This window comes from Lactobacillus sp. UMNPBX6, assembly GCF_002553975.1.
Lineage (GTDB): Bacteria > Bacillota > Bacilli > Lactobacillales > Lactobacillaceae > Lactobacillus > Lactobacillus gallinarum.
On sequence record NZ_PCZD01000042.1, the window covers coordinates 1 to 15,045 of the forward strand.

The following is a 15,045-nucleotide window of genomic DNA, read 5'->3' on the forward strand; positions in this document are numbered from 1 at the left end:
TTTAGGACGTTTATAGTTTAAGCCCGATCCAATATCTGAGATATATTCATCGGCGGTGATAACTAAGAGCACTTAAGAATGCCTGATACAATGTACCGCCTTCAAACTTTGATGTCCACGGATCATTGTGCAACAAATCAATCAATGAATATGGCTGTCCCTTAATCCAGAACTTAGCTTTAAGTGGTACATCATGCGCAATACGGAATGGTGCAGATTCACAGGCATTAGCAATCACGTCATCGTCATCTGGGGATGCTACAGGTCTAATACCTGGCTTAAACTTACGAGTAAAGAAATCATCCCATGAAGTATAACCTAATTTTTGTTTAACATCTGTTGAACGCACAGCAAATAAGTCCGCGGAATTATCTCCGCCTGCTTCTTTAGCCATTTCATTTAAAGCATACGGTGAAAGCCAGCCTTTATCTGAAGTATTCAGAACATAACTAGAATCTTCACTTTGTAAATACCGGCCCCAGTAATCCAAAATATTTTTCATCTTCGCATTAACACGTGGATCGTTAAATAAAACATAACCGGCACGAGTTCCCATTGAATAATCAAGTACGGCATTAATTGGTGTACCAACCAAGCCAGTCGTATTAAATTCTGGAGCACGTTGAATTAGCCGATTAAGCACTAATAAAAGTTCGTGATAGTCTCGAACCTGCTGTGTTCCTGCAGGTGTATCAACATCTTTCTGAGGAATTTCATCAAACATCATCTGAAACAAATTCCAAATATAACGATTTGATTCAATCAATTCTTTTAAAGCTTGAACCGGTGGAAGCAAATTCTTATTTTCTTCGCTCTTTGCTTCTTCATAAACCTTTTTTACCCATTTATTTTCAAATTCTTGATCGCTGGGAAGCCATTTTCCAACGTTAAATTTATGTCTTGTCCTCTATTTCTACTAAAATAATACTCTGTTACTTTTAGCATAGCCTTTTTTGTATTCGCTTACATTCAAATGACTCTAAAACCAAAAATACCCCATTAATGCAAAGCTACTGCACTATGGGGTATTTTTTAAATTCCAGATAATTTTTGCATTTCTTCATGCAAATCTAAAATACTGTCAGGTGTATCATCACCGTGGCTAATAATATATCCTGCTAAAGCCTTATCAAGTGCTAAAGCTACTTCTTGCATCGGCTTACCAGCAGCCCTTCTGCCATAAGCTGTCCGCACAATTTCCATCAATTCGGGATTTTTCTTTACTTCCTCATCATGATTAACAATATATTCAATTTTATCTCTAATAATTCTTTCTTCATCTTGAGCCATAAGCGAGACCTTCTTTCTAACTCTATTATAGAGCTATCCGTATCCGCTTACACTATAAAATATTTTTAATTGCTTGAGCAACTCCATCATGATCATTATCAGCAGTTACCACATCCGCAGTTTTTTTAACTAAATCAGTACCATTCCCCATTGCAACACCAGTTTCAGCGTACTCGATCATGCTCAGATCATTAGCTTCATCCCCAATTGCCATTACGTTATCTTGAGTCAATCCTAATTTTTCTGTCAATGCCTTTAAAGCTGTTCCCTTATTGACACCTTTACGATTAACTTCAAGATAAAATGGCGTACTTTTAACTACCATATATTCCTTAGCTAATTGGTCAAAATCAGCTTGATACTTGGCCATTGCTGCGCTCAAAACATCAGGATCATCGACATACATGCATTTATAAATCTTTTTATCAGCCATTTCTTCCTGGGTACGATATTTAATACCAATACTACACAATACAGATTCATGTACAGTATATTTACCAATATTACGATTAGCAGTATAAACGCAATCATCGCTACTAGCATGAAAATGTAAATTAGTTTTTCTTGCTAATGCTTCAATTCTAATATAGTCATCATATGATAAAGTTTCTTCAATTAAACCGTGGCCAGTTGTAGTTTCAACCAAAGCACCCCCAAAGCTGATGATGTATTGATCATCTTGCTCATCAAGACCTAACGGTTCAAGATATTCACGTGCCCCAGCAAGTGGCCGGCCGGTACAAATAACCACCTTTTTTCCTACAGCACTTGCTTGTTTAATGGTAGAAATTACACCTGGTGTCAATTTGCGCTCACTATTTAATAAGGTCCCATCTATGTCAATTGCAATTAATTTAATATCCTTCATATTTTCCTCGTGTATATTTCTATTAATTTTCAATTCATCGATCATAAATCTAACTTTAATTCTATCATTTATATTTTTTCAATCATTGAAAAAAATTTGCCAACTTTAAGAGACTTTGGTGGAACTAATCAGCAAATTTTACATCGATTAGAGGCTGATTACGGTGATCAATTCACTAAGAAGGAATTAGAAAACTTCATGAAACAAGCTTAACCGATTATTTGCCAAACAAAAAGTCGTTACTCACTACAGAGCAACGACTTTTATTATTAGCTTACTTTTCTTCTGCTTTAACTTTTTCTAATGCTTGCACAAATACTTCATATGGTTGTGCACCGCTGATTGCATATTTATTGTTGATTACAAAGAATGGTGCACCTTGGATACCTAATTGTTGTGCTTCAACTTCATCCCCTACAACTTGGCGTTCATATTGATCAGAAGTAAGAATTTTTTCTACTTCATCCTTATCAAGACCTGCTTCAACTGTAGCTGCTGTCAACACGTCTTTATCCGCAATTGACTTACCATCAGTGAAGTATACTTTGTAAAAACGACTGATTACTCTTTCTACCAAGTCACGATCATTTTTACTCTCAGCTAACTTGATCAAACGATGAGCATCCATTGTATTAGTAGGTACAACTTTATCCAAATGAAATTCTAAGCCCTCACCAGCAGCCATTTGGGTAATGTAAGCCATCTTTTGTTTAGCATCTGCTTCGAGTTCTTTTTTACCACCAGTAAAGTGATTGATATAATCTCCACTCTTAGCAGTCTCAGCTTCCATTGGATTTAATTGAAATGACTTAAGCTCCAACTTAGTATCATCATAAATGCCAACTTCCTTCATTGCCTTTTTCATTCTAGTAGAACCAATATAGCAAAATGGGCATGCAATATCTGACCAGTATTTGATTTTCATCTTTTTCCTCATTAGTCTGATAATTCACTAATGTATTCAAAGGCGTTTTGACCGGCAATACCACCTTCACCAACTGCTGTAACAATCTGACGTAACTTCTTTTGACGAACGTCACCAATTGCATAAACGCCAGGCACAGTAGTTTCCATTTCATCATTAGTAATAATCCAACCTTGATCATCAGTGATCTCTAAATCTTTGAATGGTTCACTATTTGGCACATTACCAATGTAGATGAAGATACCTGAAGCATCAATTACCTTATCTTCATCAGTCTTCTTATTGTGAACCTTGATGCCAGTAACTTTATTTTCATCACCAACAATTTCAACTGGAACACTATCCCAAGTAAATTCCATCTTAGGATTCTTAAAAGCACGTGTTTGTAAAACCTTTTCAGCACGAAGTTGATCACGACGGTGAATTACATCAACATCCTTGGCTAAGTTTGCTAGGTAAAGACCTTCAGAAATAGCGGAATCACCACCACCAACTACAGCCACATTTTCATCTTTGAAAAATGCACCGTCGCAGACAGCACAGTAGGAAACACCTTTACCGCTATATTCTTCTTCGCCAGGAATGCCAAGCTTACGATTGGTTGAACCAGTTGCAATAATTACTGCCTTGGCTGTAATGTCTTCTGGATCCATTCTAACAATGCGCTTTTGACCATCTAATTCAATTTTTTGCACATCGCCGTAGACGAATTCAACGCCTTGATCCGTTGCACTCTTATACATCTTTTCACCCAATTCTGGTCCCATAATTGATGGAAAACCTGGGTAATTCTCAACCTCAGCAGTGTTGTTCATTTGACCACCATAAACACCACGATCAATCATTGCAACCTTTAAGTTAGCTCTAGCTCCATAAAGAGCGGCTGTCATACCACCAGGACCTGCACCAATTACAGCTAAATCGTATTCTTTCATCGTTATTACCTCGCTAAGTTTTAATATTCTATAAATTCGTTGAACTATAATTATATAGTATCACTAACTTTTTGTAAGTCAACTATTTAATTCAAAAGCTTGTATCTAATTTTTGGCTTTTTCCTTTTGCCATTCTGTCACACTATGGTTAAAAACACTAACATGCGTATAGCCTCTAGCTTTTAATTCATTGCCAACCAGATTTGCATAACCGCAAAGTCGACCACGACAATAAACCATTACTTCTTGATTAGGACTAAAGGGTAGATTAGTAAAATCAATTTCATTAAATGGAATATTATGAGCTCCCGATAAATGTACATTATTGAATTCATCGGTCGGACGTAAATCTAAAACGTAAGTTGTAGCGCTATCCTGATTTGATAGATCCGCTATTTCAGTTTGCGGCAAAGTATCATATGTTTTTTCAAGGCATCTCATTTCTGGCAATGTTTTTTCTGCTAAAGTCGTCAAAAGCATTAACAGTTGACTTACTTGCTCATTTGCCAACGCATAAAAGACAAAGTTCTTGCTTTTTTCTTCCTTAACTAAATTTACTTGCTTTAATATTTGTAAATTCTTAGAGGTTGTGCCCACGCTAATATTGATTGCCTTTGAAATTTCCTCTACGGACTTAGAGCCTTGATCTAAAATAAAAATAATCTTTAAACGTGTCAGATTGCTGACGGCTTTCCCAATGCGCAACACTTGATCAAAAGCCCTATCTTGATAGGCAATTGCTAGTTTATCTTGCATGCTCCTTCACCTCTTTCGATTTTAACGAACTAAAATAGTAATTAAATAACGTCTTAAACTGGTTAAAATCTAAAAACTTACTAAACTGATCAACCTTTTTTCCATTTTTGATCAAAACAATGCTGGGAGCTGACCATACCTCAAATTTTTGGGCTAATTCTGGTTTTTCATTGACATTTATTTCATAGAAAGGAACCACATCGCCAACTATTTGAGTGAAATCTTTTACAACATTTGTTTCACCGTAACATTGAGCACACCAATCATTGTCAAAATATAAAACAGCATTATCTGGGATAGTATTCAGACTATTTTTGATCATCTTTGGTATTTTTCTTTGCCTTGCTCCAGTCAATTTCACAGCCATCTGGACCACAAACGCCCGCACTTAAATTATCATTATCATTAAGTGATGCAAATGCTGATTGTAATTTTTCCTTATCTTGTTTCTTTTCAGTCATTTTATTTTCTCCTTAAGTATTCTACGTTTTCGTTTAATTCTATAGTTATCATATCACTTACTTTTTATAAGTCAATATTTTCACACAAAAAAAGAGCGATGTACATGCATCGCCCTTCATATAGGGAAAAGGTATCTAAGATGTTGATTTAATTCGTGTGACGTCTCTTCACACCGACCAAACTAACAAGGCCGATGGCTACAACAGCGCCACCTAAGGCAGCTGCAGCTACACCTTCACTCTGATTTTCACCAGTTTGTGGCAAAGTGTAGTGAATTTTACCGTTTGCATCAATGTAACCAACTACATTGCCGTTGCGGTCAAGTACTTCACCGTTTGGCATAATAGTTCCGCCATTTGGTCCTGGAGTGCCTTGACCATGAGGGCCGAAGTTGTTGTAGTAACCATTTTGACCATGAGGAGCATAGTTGTTCGACCAGTTATTTGCTGGCTTTGGAGCTGGCGTATGCTTCTTATTCTTGTGGTGACGACGTGGTGTTGGTACATCAGGTTCGTCTGATTCATCAGGCTCTGGCTCATCTGGTTCAGGAACATCAGGCTCTGGAGTCTTATCCTTTTCAGGAGTCTTTGGAGTTTCAGGCTTCTTAGGTTAAGGCTGTGGAGTTGGTGTTGGTGCTGGAATTGGGTTTGGACTATCCGGTGGAACTACTGGAGTTTCATTCTTAGTGTAAGTTACAGTAACATTAATGTCGTCCATAGTTAATGGAGTTGAAGGTACGGTTTCCTTATCTGGAGTGTAGTCATCAACTTTTGGAGATGGAACTGCCTTATAATCGGTTTCACTTGGAGTCCAAGGAGTATCATATTTACCATTTGGAACAAGTTTGCCAGTTACATTGTCCTTAGTTAAATGACGAGTCCAAGTTGCGTTTTGAACATTATCATTTGGAGTCTTGTCACCTGCACCAGTATAATGAACAGTTTCCTTAACATTCTTAGTAACTTCATTAGGATCTACATCGTGATGATCATCAGGCGTTACTGGGCTGTAAGTGTGTTTAAGGTGTACTTCATATTTTTGTGGCTCTTTAGTGAAAGTTACACCAGATTTAGGATAATCATCGCTAACCAGCTTATAACCCTTATCTGTATAATCCTCAATTGTAGGAGCTGTTGAGTAATCACTCTTTTCACCAACTTCACCTGAAAGATCCTTGGTTTCAAGAGTTTTATCAGCAGTATCATCGATGTACTTAACTGTTACTGAACCTTTTTCTGCTTCCTTTTTATAAACTACAACTGTTTCATAATTTTCAGGAATACCAGTTACGCCATTATTCTTGTAAGCATCAGTTAACTCACCGTCTTTTACAACAGCATCTGGATTAATCTTTAATTTAGCTTGAACTTCAGAACCATCGGCGCCTTGAGTTACGCCAGGAGCATTAGTTGACTTAATAGTTGCAGTGTAACCATCAAGTTTAGGAGATTCTACTGCAGTATATGGATCTGTCACTGGATTACCAGCTGCGTCTGTCATCTTCCAACCAGAATCCTGACTTACTGCTTGGCTGTGTTTAATGTATTCCAAAGTTTGATCAGACGTATGTGAAAGAGCATAGTTCTTAATGTCGTCTAACTTATCTTTAGTAATATCAGGAGTCAAATTACCATTGTTAACAATACTATTTTGACCCAAGCTTAAAGTCGCGCCATCAACACCTTCAATAGTTAAATTACCGATAACATTCAAATTATCTGAAGCGGTAATATTACCCTTTATTTTAACGCTCTTATCACCTGCACCGGCTGCTTGTCTAACAGCATCCCAAGTAGTTACAGGCTTGCTCTCATTCTTAGGATTAGTGTTAATATTCTGGTTTTCAGTACCCTCATTAGCTACTGCCAAACTAGTATTGAACAACTTAGCTAAGTTAGCTGAGCCTTCCTTTGAGAGGCCTTGTAATGCAGCATCATCCAAATTGAAGTTTACAGTTTCAGCTTGCTTTTCATCTGCAGCCTTATCCAATTTTCCGGCATCAGAAACAACAGCATCTTTATTCAAGTCGCTGTTATTAATCTTATTTATACCAGCTGCTTCTGACACAACTGCAGAATCAGCAGCTTTTTGGGCATCTTTAACAGTTTGTTCAACCTTATCTGCTTGAGTATTCTTAGCAACAGAATTTTCCTTAAGCGTATCTTTAACACCATTTTGCACCTTGGTGTTATTATTAGCTTTAACAGTAGAGGCGTCAACTTTATTTTGTTCTAATTTTTAAGTATCTACTGTTGCAGCAATCTTATTTGTATTATTCTTAATCTCAGCTGTCTCATTATTCGTTTTATCATTTGAAGCAGCTTTATCATTGCTCTCATCCAAATTACTCTGTTCGATTGCTGAATTTTCTGAAACAGATGATGTATTGTTGTCACCAGCAACAGTATTATCATCTGTTTTTGTTTGTTCAACTATAACTTTTTCAGCTGTACTTGTACCGTTATCAGCTTGAGTATCGCTTGCTTCATGTGCTTCAGGTTCAGTATTGCCATCAGCCACATCAGCATGTGCAGTGCTTGCGTTAGTACCTAACCAAAGTGTAGTTCCAAGCAAAACGGAAGCAGCACCTACAGTCAATTTTCTAATTGCGAAGTGTTGCCGTCTATCTGCAGCGTTTTCCATTTTCTTAATACGGTTATTCTTAGATACAATATCAAAAACCCCCTAATATTCCTTATTAATTAAATTTCACACGCATTGCGCTTTCTTTATACATCTTGTTCTCATTAAAAATAACGTATATTTTTTATTCAACAACCATGTACTAGTACATTTTATGTAAATTGCAAAAATTTTTTAGTTATTTAAACGTAACTTTTATTATCAGTTAATAATATATTGCTTTAATTTTGCTACTGATTATTACGCTAGCTTTGTAGTTCTAGTGCTGGTTTAGAGGCATTTTTAAAAAGATAGTCTGCTTTACTTGTAATGGCTCAAAAATTATTTTCTAAAAATATCGCTATTATTTAACGTACTTTTTCTAACAAAAAAATGACCCAATCCAAACGATTTGATCATTCAATATACGTGCATATTTAATTATTTCAAATTATTATAGTAATCTTCATCAACCGGCTCAAGCCAAGTGGACTTTGCCTTGTCAGTATCAGTCATGATTGAAAGGTGCGCAAACCATGAATCCTTCGTTGCACCATGCCAATGCTTAGTGTTAGGGGCAACAACATAAACATCACCAGGTGTCATCTTATGAGCTGGCTTACCTTCTTCTTGAACCCAGCCCTCACCTGCAACGCAAACCAAAGTTTGAGCAACAGTGTGCATATGCCAATGATTAATGCATCCCGGTTCAAATGAAACATTTGAAATACTACAGTTAGCCCTATTAGCAAGTGGATTCAAATAACTCTCACCAGTAAAATATTTCGCATAAGCTGTATTAGGTTCGCCAAAACCAAATGAACAATTCTTTACTTCTTCTTCGTTTCTAGCCATTTTTATTTCTCCTTTGCTCAACTCAATTACATTGTATGCTTAGAAATTAAGCTTGAGAAATATCTATAATTACTGGCTAGCTATAACTTTTACTTATGCAAAATGCTATAATAGACTTCCTTGGCAGGGGCGACAAAGACGATTTCCGAAAGATTTCGTCTTTTTTCTCCTTTTTTGATGTAAGCGCTTTATTTTTATGTAATTCTATGCTAAAGTAAAAATTGTAAAGATAAAGAGTATGAATAAGATAAATATCCAATTATTTATCTCCAAACTAAGGGGATGGCAATTATGACTACAGTTATTGGAATTACATTTTTGGCACTTGAATTGCTCGGTGTATTTATTTTATCAGCAGTTTCACCAAATTGATTTTTGGCTTTTAAGACTCCTAAAATTATTAATATCACTCAAAAACTACTAGACTCTCAGACGGATCTAGTAGTTTTTCTATTATTTTAACTTTTCAAAAAAATTTTGCCTGTTTTTTGTGTATTAAATAGTAGAGGGTTCTGCCCTACTCTACAGAAAGCAGGTGTGTTACGAAAGAAACACCTAAAGTAATCAAACCGTGGTATGGCTTCTTGGAAGATCAGGTCTTGGGTGAAATCATGTCAGACAAGAAAATTTGCAAGTATATTTTTGAAACCATCTTGTCTTTCAAGATCAAAGAAATCTACTATCCGGAAAAACAAAAAGAAGTCAAAGATCCTAAACATCGTGAGCGTAAAGATGTACGCTTCGACATACTGGTCGAAGATTACGAGCACAACCTTTACGATGTAGAAGCTCAAACTACCGATAAAAAAGACCTTGGCTGGCGAATGCGGTACTATGCTGCTAAAATGGATCAACGCTATACTCTCGATAAAGGCAAGACCTATCGCAACATGAAAAAGGCCTATTTGATTTTCTTATGCAACTTCGATCCTGAAGGTGAAGGCCGGATCAAATACACTTACCATACTTATGAAGATCACAACAAGTCTAAGCAATTTCAGGACGGACTAGAAAAAATTATAATTAATGGCAAAGGAATTCCTAATGGTGAAAATGCAGATCAGGTAGGCTTAGTTAACCTGATTAATGACCGACCTGTCCACTTGAATGCCATTTTTGATGAAATTCAAACGCGAATCAAGGACATGAACGAAGATCCAGAATGGAGGGATAAAATGATCGACTATGAAACTAGAATGCTTGAAAAAGAGCAAGAGGCAGAAGAAAAAGGTATGCAAAAGGGTATGCAACAAGGTATGCAAAGAGGCATAGCTAGCGCTACTGTTTCCGGCATAAAAAAGTTAATCGCTGCTTTAAAAGATTTCGGCGGCAATGATGAACAAATCTTAAATCGCTTAGAGAAGGATTACGGTGATCAATTCTCCATTGATGAATTGAAAGACTTCATGAAACAAGCTTAAATTTTTACAAATCAATCTAGTCAAAAAGCCAGGCAAAATTTGCCTGGCTTTTCGTATCTAAATCTATTTCTACTTGAGCTTATCAGCATCTAGGGCTGTTTTGATCTCTACTTTTGCAGCCTTATTTGCACGAACATATCTGTTCTTTCCTACTCTGTAATATTTCTTACCATGGATTTTAACTATCTTGGTATCATTTCATGCCCAGTAGCATTTACCCTTAGTCAAAGTAATATGTTTCTTAAGTAACTTACCATTTTTATCATATAAACGTGCTCTGTAATGTTTTATCTTGATTGCTTTAACGGTTTGTAAGTTAGCTACCTTAATAAACTTACCGTTGGCTAAGCGACAGAACTTTTTACCATTAATTCTGAATTCTTCGCCATTGTTCCAAACGTAAACAAACTTACCATGCTTTACAACGGTCAACTTATGCTTCTTACCAGTTGCTTTGCCATTAGCATCGTAAAGGTATGAGTTGTGAACTACAAGTTTCTTAAGCAAAGTGTTGTACAACTTCACATATTTGTTATCACCGACTTGAACGTACTTCTTGCCTGCCAAGGTAGTGATTTGACCCTTGTGCCATGCAGAAATAGTATTACCCTTTTCAAGCAAAGTATTCTTGCCGTCTGTAATTACAACATTGCCGTCACCATCATAGACGAAGGCGTTGTGAGTTAAGATTAGGGTGATGGTGTCTGTTGAAACTTCAGTATCACTAGAATTATTAGTTGGAATTACAACACGTGGCTTACTAATTGGTTGTTCTGAAGTAGTTGGCATATCAATACCTGACGTAATCTCAGGTTGCCCCGTGTAATTAGGATCATAATGTACATTGAATTTCTTCTTAGTGACATTACCTACTTGATCCACTACCTTAATTGTAATGATATGATCACTTGGCTGACCATTATTGTCATCTAAATTAACATCATAGTTAATGTTATATGGTCCGTATGGATTAAGTGATTGGCCAGATTCTGGATAACTATTAACTTGCCTGGTATTTCTTTGAGTAAATATATTATTACCGTCTATTATGACAGAATAGCCACTCATATTATCATTAGCAGTACCTAAAATATGCAAAACTGGTTGATTAGTGATAGTTGGCAATTCAACATTCAAAGTTGTAGTTTCAAAATCCACTATTGCTCCAATTACACCACGGTATTTTTCTCCGTCTTTAGTAGTATAAATATACTGTATTGCCTTCTGCCCAGTTTTAGGTTCCTTAAAAGTAAATTTAAAATTACCATCCTTATCAAATTTGATTAAATTAGCTGGATCATTTTCAGAATTACCCTGCACAACTGCAATTAAACTAGCAACTTTATCTGGATCAACAGATCCTGTAACATTCCAGTTACCTGTTAATGGGTCATATCCATCTTCTTTAGCATCATCTATATTAGTAAAATCAATTTCATTCTTTTCAAAATGATCAAAGCTAATATTGCCTAGGTCCTCTGAGTCAATTTTTCCTGGATTTGAATTGTCGGAATCATCTGAATCATTAGTTTCGGCTGCTGGAGAATCTGGATCCACATCTGTTACCTTGAAAGTATATAACTCATTCTTTCCAGCTTCATCAGAAGTAAATACAATCTTTCCTGAAGTAACATCAATTGGAACCGCATATTGACCATTAACTACCTGCACTAATTTACCATTAATGTAGAAATTATGATTAGCCGCACCTCTTAAAGTGTAAGTGTCGACTTTTTTATTTTCATGATAATCAGCACTGTTGGTATCAAATGGCATACCAGTAATTGCATTCCAAACACTAACTTCAGCTTTACCTGCAACTGGTGCAATATTCCTAGTTTCACTAGCCGTATTATCTGCAGCATCACTCACAGCTATAGTAATTTTATTTTGAGTATTTGCTAAAGCTGCGAGTTCCTCAGCATCCAATTTAACAGTGAAATGACCTTTAGTTTTATCATCATTGTCAAACTGATTTTGGCCTTCATTTAATTTGAAACCGAAAACTTTATCATTAATAGTAACAGTACCATACGAATAATCAGTGAAGCCAACACCAGTATCTTCATAGCTACCAGTTAGAGTATTAGTTTGAGTATCATAATTGAAACTCTTAAATACAGGCTTAGTCGTATCAATGATAATTGGCATATCATGAGTTTGAACTTGATGAGGTCCCTTATTATAAAGTGTTGCTATGAAGCGATAAGTATATTGACCATCTGGCGCTACTTCCATTTTGCCGGTCTTTTTATTGTAAACTTTACCGTCCCATTTATACTCATCTGTACTTACCGTAGTTTCAGAGCTGTGATTGTCATAATATGATTTAGCTACGTCTTTTGCATCAGTAACTACTCGTATTACTTCACCCTTGTCATTAAGGACTTCAATCTTAAGATCCTTGATATTTTGTTTTAAGTACATAAATAGTAATACATAATCACTCTCATTATCATCATTAGGTGAAAATGCAACTTTACCACTATCATAAACTTGAGCAGCTTGTTGCCATTTATAATCGGCATTATCTTGTTTTTTCTGTTTAACAAATTGCTTTAATGAATATTCATCGGCAATACCACGTGGATAATTATCTTCATTAGTAAGACGGTTGCCTAAAATATCAGTATCGCCTTCATTAGCGTTTTTATCAAAGACGTGCTCATTAGTCATATCACCATAATAACCAAGATATGGTACAAAAAGATCTACCTGACCGTTGTTACCTGCAAAATGCAAATATCCTTCAACTAATTGATTCTTTTGCAAACCAGTCAGCTTTAAAGTATAGGCAAATTTAGCAGTTGAATTTGGAGCAATAGTAATACTATTTTCTCCATCAACACGTGCACCTGCTAATTGAACATCACTAAACAATCCAGTATCTAGATCACGATCTTCAGTATATCCTCCACCCAAATCATCAAAGGTATAAGTTTGTTCCTTGTCACTTAAATTATGGAAAGTTAAGTTGAAATTAGTTGAATCTTGAATATTGTGTAAGCTAAGTGAACTAGTTCCATCATCGGCAGTAATATAAACTGGTGATGATGTTGCTGCACCAGCATTAATTTGACCAGCACCTTGTCTACGAGGAGACACAATAGCAGAATTATCACTATTTACGTCTAACTGTGGATTAGCAGTACTCATTATCAAGCCCTTCACTGCTTGAACTAAAGCTGCACCACGTAAATTAGGATTGGTCTTTTTTAGTCGTTGAATAACTAAAGCAGCTACACCTGAATTAAATGGTGTTGCCATTGAAGTACCATCCATCTTAACGTATTTATTATCATTTCCTGTTGAAATAATATCCACACCCGGAGCTGATACATCTGGCTTTAAAGTATAATCAGGAAGTGGTCCCCAAGAAGTAAAATCTGCCATGTTACTGTCTTCATCTTGTTCTGATTTTTCAGCCGCTACAGTAATGGCGTCTGGAGAGTCAGCAGGATCACCAATATCACCTGAATTAAATGGCTTGTAATTACCTAAATTTGAATTAGGATAATAGTCATCCTTATCAGAAACATTATTTGATGCATCAATTGATGCAGAATTACCATCGTTGGAAGCAGAAACGGAAATAACAACCCCATGATCAACAGCATAACGAATTGCTCTTTGATCGGCGTTATTCAAGTTGGGCACATTAGGTGCACTATTAAGAGATAGTGAAATTACATCAGCTCCAGCATTAACTGCATCATAGATCGCTTCGGCTACATCACCCGTAGTTCCATCATCACTAAAATACTTTAAGAACAATAGTTGAGCTTCTGGTGCTACTCCAACAACATATTCACCATTTTTATTATCGGGCTGACCATTAGCAGCAATAATTCCGGATACATGTTGGCCGTGAGAGCCATCTTTTACTGCATCTTGGTTATTTTCTTTAATTTGATCATCATCACCTGTGATCATGTTATGCACATAAGGAAACTTAGGACTTACGTAACGACCATGACCTAACTTCTTGATGATCTTTTCCATGTCTTCTTTAGAAAACTTAGGATTAGTAGGTGCAGTTTGGAAATCTTTATGACTTGGATCTGCTCCAGAGTCAATTACAGCTACAGCAATGCCTTCACCTTTATAACCTTGGTCCCATGCATCTTGAACGTTGCCTTTAATATGATCAGGTGTATTTACAGGTTGATTTTGACTTTCATAATAACCTTTATCAGTATCATCATCACCTACCGGTTGATCTGATGTATCTTGATCAGTTTGATCATCTCGTCTTCACCCTGCGTAGGTTGTTTTACTTGTTTTTGCTGTGCTTGATCCGTTTGCTTATTAGTCTCAACTTGTTCTGTCTTCACACCAGCATCAGCTTCAGCTGCTTGCGCTTTTCCAGTTGGCACAAACAAAACCACTGAACCTGAGGCTAACGCGATAACAGCGGCAGCAGTCCACTTATTCTTCATTCTGCCAAAATTAGTAGCACTTTTTTGCCGTGCTCTAACTCCAATTTCTTTTTAGCAGAAAAAACATAAGAATAATCTACCGAGTTATAGTTATCTTTTCCTTTCATTTAAATTCCTACAATAATTTTTTAATATTCATGACTTAATGTCCATCATTTTAGCATAAAGTAATAAAAAATAGATTTGTATATTTGACCAATTTATAGTCAAAAAGACGTTCATTTGTCTATTTATATAGAATAAAAAAGACATACTATAATCTAATATAAATGCATTAATAAACTAACATTAATCTCAATAGAAGATTGATCGATCACCATGAATAAATATTTGACTACTTGAGCCTCAAAAATTTAAATCCAGATGTTCTAATAGGCATCTGGATTTTTTATAACAAAAATTTTTGTTTTTTTATTTTCGCCGATTGTAAAATCAAATTGAACACTTTAGAAAAATAAAAAGTCCATCTGGA

At 36.0% G+C, this 15,045-nt stretch carries 15 protein-coding genes and 1 pseudogene; 1 reads left to right on the top strand and 15 read right to left on the bottom strand.

Annotation, left to right across the window (positions count from 1 at the left end; translation table 11 throughout):
* Positions 1-52: 52 nt before the first annotated feature.
* The 12 genes and pseudogenes from CP357_RS07365 to CP357_RS07420 form a co-directional block, all read right to left on the bottom strand.
* Positions 53-796, bottom strand: a pseudogene (locus CP357_RS07365) (phosphatidylserine decarboxylase family protein); the annotation flags it as partial.
* A 236-nt stretch (positions 797-1,032) separates the two neighbouring features.
* The gene (locus CP357_RS07370) at positions 1,033-1,290 is read right to left on the bottom strand and encodes a bacteriocin immunity protein (RefSeq protein WP_025005511.1); all 258 of its coding nucleotides are present in this window, start codon (positions 1,288-1,290) and stop codon (positions 1,033-1,035) included.
* Positions 1,291-1,342: 52 nt separating this feature from the next.
* On the bottom strand, positions 1,343-2,158 hold the full coding sequence (gene yidA / locus CP357_RS07375; protein ID WP_087363449.1) for a sugar-phosphatase: 816 nt from the start codon (positions 2,156-2,158) through the stop codon (positions 1,343-1,345).
* A 274-nt stretch (positions 2,159-2,432) separates the two neighbouring features.
* Entirely contained in the window at positions 2,433-3,083 is a 651-nt protein-coding gene (locus CP357_RS07385; protein WP_098036954.1) for a DsbA family oxidoreductase, read from the bottom strand.
* A gap of 11 nt (positions 3,084-3,094) precedes the next feature.
* On the bottom strand, positions 3,095-4,018 hold the full coding sequence (gene trxB, locus CP357_RS07390; RefSeq protein ID WP_087176715.1) for a thioredoxin-disulfide reductase: 924 nt from the start codon (positions 4,016-4,018) through the stop codon (positions 3,095-3,097).
* Positions 4,019-4,123: 105 nt separating this feature from the next.
* Positions 4,124-4,774 carry a metalloregulator ArsR/SmtB family transcription factor gene (locus CP357_RS07395; RefSeq protein ID WP_098036955.1) on the bottom strand — a complete coding sequence of 217 codons (651 nt, stop codon included), beginning with the start codon at positions 4,772-4,774 and terminating at the stop codon, positions 4,124-4,126.
* Positions 4,764-5,135 (bottom strand): co-chaperone YbbN, encoded by a 372-nt coding sequence (locus CP357_RS07400; RefSeq protein ID WP_233187023.1) that lies wholly within the window; start codon positions 5,133-5,135, stop codon positions 4,764-4,766. The genes CP357_RS07395 and CP357_RS07400 overlap by 11 nt, the downstream gene beginning before the upstream one ends.
* Entirely contained in the window at positions 5,083-5,235 is a 153-nt protein-coding gene (locus tag CP357_RS10360; protein WP_087176718.1) for a hypothetical protein, read from the bottom strand. Before CP357_RS10360 ends, CP357_RS07400 begins: the two co-directional genes overlap by 53 nt.
* A gap of 148 nt (positions 5,236-5,383) precedes the next feature.
* Positions 5,384-5,578, bottom strand: coding sequence for an LPXTG cell wall anchor domain-containing protein (locus tag CP357_RS10585; protein WP_233187233.1), 195 nt, complete (start codon positions 5,576-5,578; stop codon positions 5,384-5,386).
* 267 nt (positions 5,579-5,845) lie between these two features.
* On the bottom strand, positions 5,846-7,417 hold the full coding sequence (locus tag CP357_RS10590; RefSeq protein WP_233187234.1) for a hypothetical protein: 1,572 nt from the start codon (positions 7,415-7,417) through the stop codon (positions 5,846-5,848).
* Between the two features lie 57 nt (positions 7,418-7,474).
* Positions 7,475-7,879 carry a YSIRK-type signal peptide-containing protein gene (locus CP357_RS07415; protein ID WP_098036956.1) on the bottom strand — a complete coding sequence of 135 codons (405 nt, stop codon included), beginning with the start codon at positions 7,877-7,879 and terminating at the stop codon, positions 7,475-7,477.
* 420 nt (positions 7,880-8,299) lie between these two features.
* Positions 8,300-8,713, bottom strand: a complete 414-nt coding sequence (locus CP357_RS07420) for a cupin domain-containing protein (protein WP_098036957.1) — start codon at positions 8,711-8,713, stop codon at positions 8,300-8,302.
* Positions 8,714-9,312: 599 nt separating this feature from the next.
* Between CP357_RS07420 and CP357_RS07425 the strand changes: the two genes are divergently transcribed.
* Entirely contained in the window at positions 9,313-10,134 is an 822-nt protein-coding gene (locus tag CP357_RS07425) for an Rpn family recombination-promoting nuclease/putative transposase (protein WP_255404984.1), read from the top strand.
* Positions 10,135-10,203: 69 nt separating this feature from the next.
* On the opposite strand, the gene CP357_RS10595 is transcribed toward CP357_RS07425, so the two are convergent.
* The 3 genes from CP357_RS10595 to CP357_RS07435 form a co-directional block, all read right to left on the bottom strand.
* Positions 10,204-10,320, bottom strand: a complete 117-nt coding sequence (locus CP357_RS10595) for an SLAP domain-containing protein (protein ID WP_255404985.1) — start codon at positions 10,318-10,320, stop codon at positions 10,204-10,206.
* Between the two features lie 12 nt (positions 10,321-10,332).
* On the bottom strand, positions 10,333-14,277 hold the full coding sequence (locus tag CP357_RS10600; protein ID WP_369822789.1) for a S8 family serine peptidase: 3,945 nt from the start codon (positions 14,275-14,277) through the stop codon (positions 10,333-10,335).
* Between the two features lie 65 nt (positions 14,278-14,342).
* Entirely contained in the window at positions 14,343-14,573 is a 231-nt protein-coding gene (locus CP357_RS07435) for a hypothetical protein (RefSeq protein ID WP_098036958.1), read from the bottom strand.
* Positions 14,574-15,045: the final 472 nt, after the last annotated feature.

Bases quoted from the DNA above. Each gene is read 5' to 3' on its own strand.
- yidA (WP_087363449.1), bottom strand. From the start codon at position 2,158: ATGAAGGATATTAAATTAATTGCAATTGACATAGATGGGACCTTATTA.
- CP357_RS10585 (WP_233187233.1), bottom strand. From the start codon at position 5,578: ATGCCAAACGGTGAAGTACTTGACCGCAACGGCAATGTAGTTGGTTAC.
- CP357_RS07435 (WP_098036958.1), bottom strand. From the start codon at position 14,573: ATGAAGAATAAGTGGACTGCTGCCGCTGTTATCGCGTTAGCCTCAGGT.
- CP357_RS07395 (WP_098036955.1), bottom strand. From the start codon at position 4,774: ATGCAAGATAAACTAGCAATTGCCTATCAAGATAGGGCTTTTGATCAA.
- CP357_RS07420 (WP_098036957.1), bottom strand. From the start codon at position 8,713: ATGGCTAGAAACGAAGAAGAAGTAAAGAATTGTTCATTTGGTTTTGGC.
- trxB (WP_087176715.1), bottom strand. From the start codon at position 4,018: ATGAAAGAATACGATTTAGCTGTAATTGGTGCAGGTCCTGGTGGTATG.
- CP357_RS07415 (WP_098036956.1), bottom strand. From the start codon at position 7,879: ATGGAAAACGCTGCAGATAGACGGCAACACTTCGCAATTAGAAAATTG.
- CP357_RS07385 (WP_098036954.1), bottom strand. From the start codon at position 3,083: ATGAAAATCAAATACTGGTCAGATATTGCATGCCCATTTTGCTATATT.
- CP357_RS10360 (WP_087176718.1), bottom strand. From the start codon at position 5,235: ATGACTGAAAAGAAACAAGATAAGGAAAAATTACAATCAGCATTTGCA.
- CP357_RS07370 (WP_025005511.1), bottom strand. From the start codon at position 1,290: ATGGCTCAAGATGAAGAAAGAATTATTAGAGATAAAATTGAATATATT.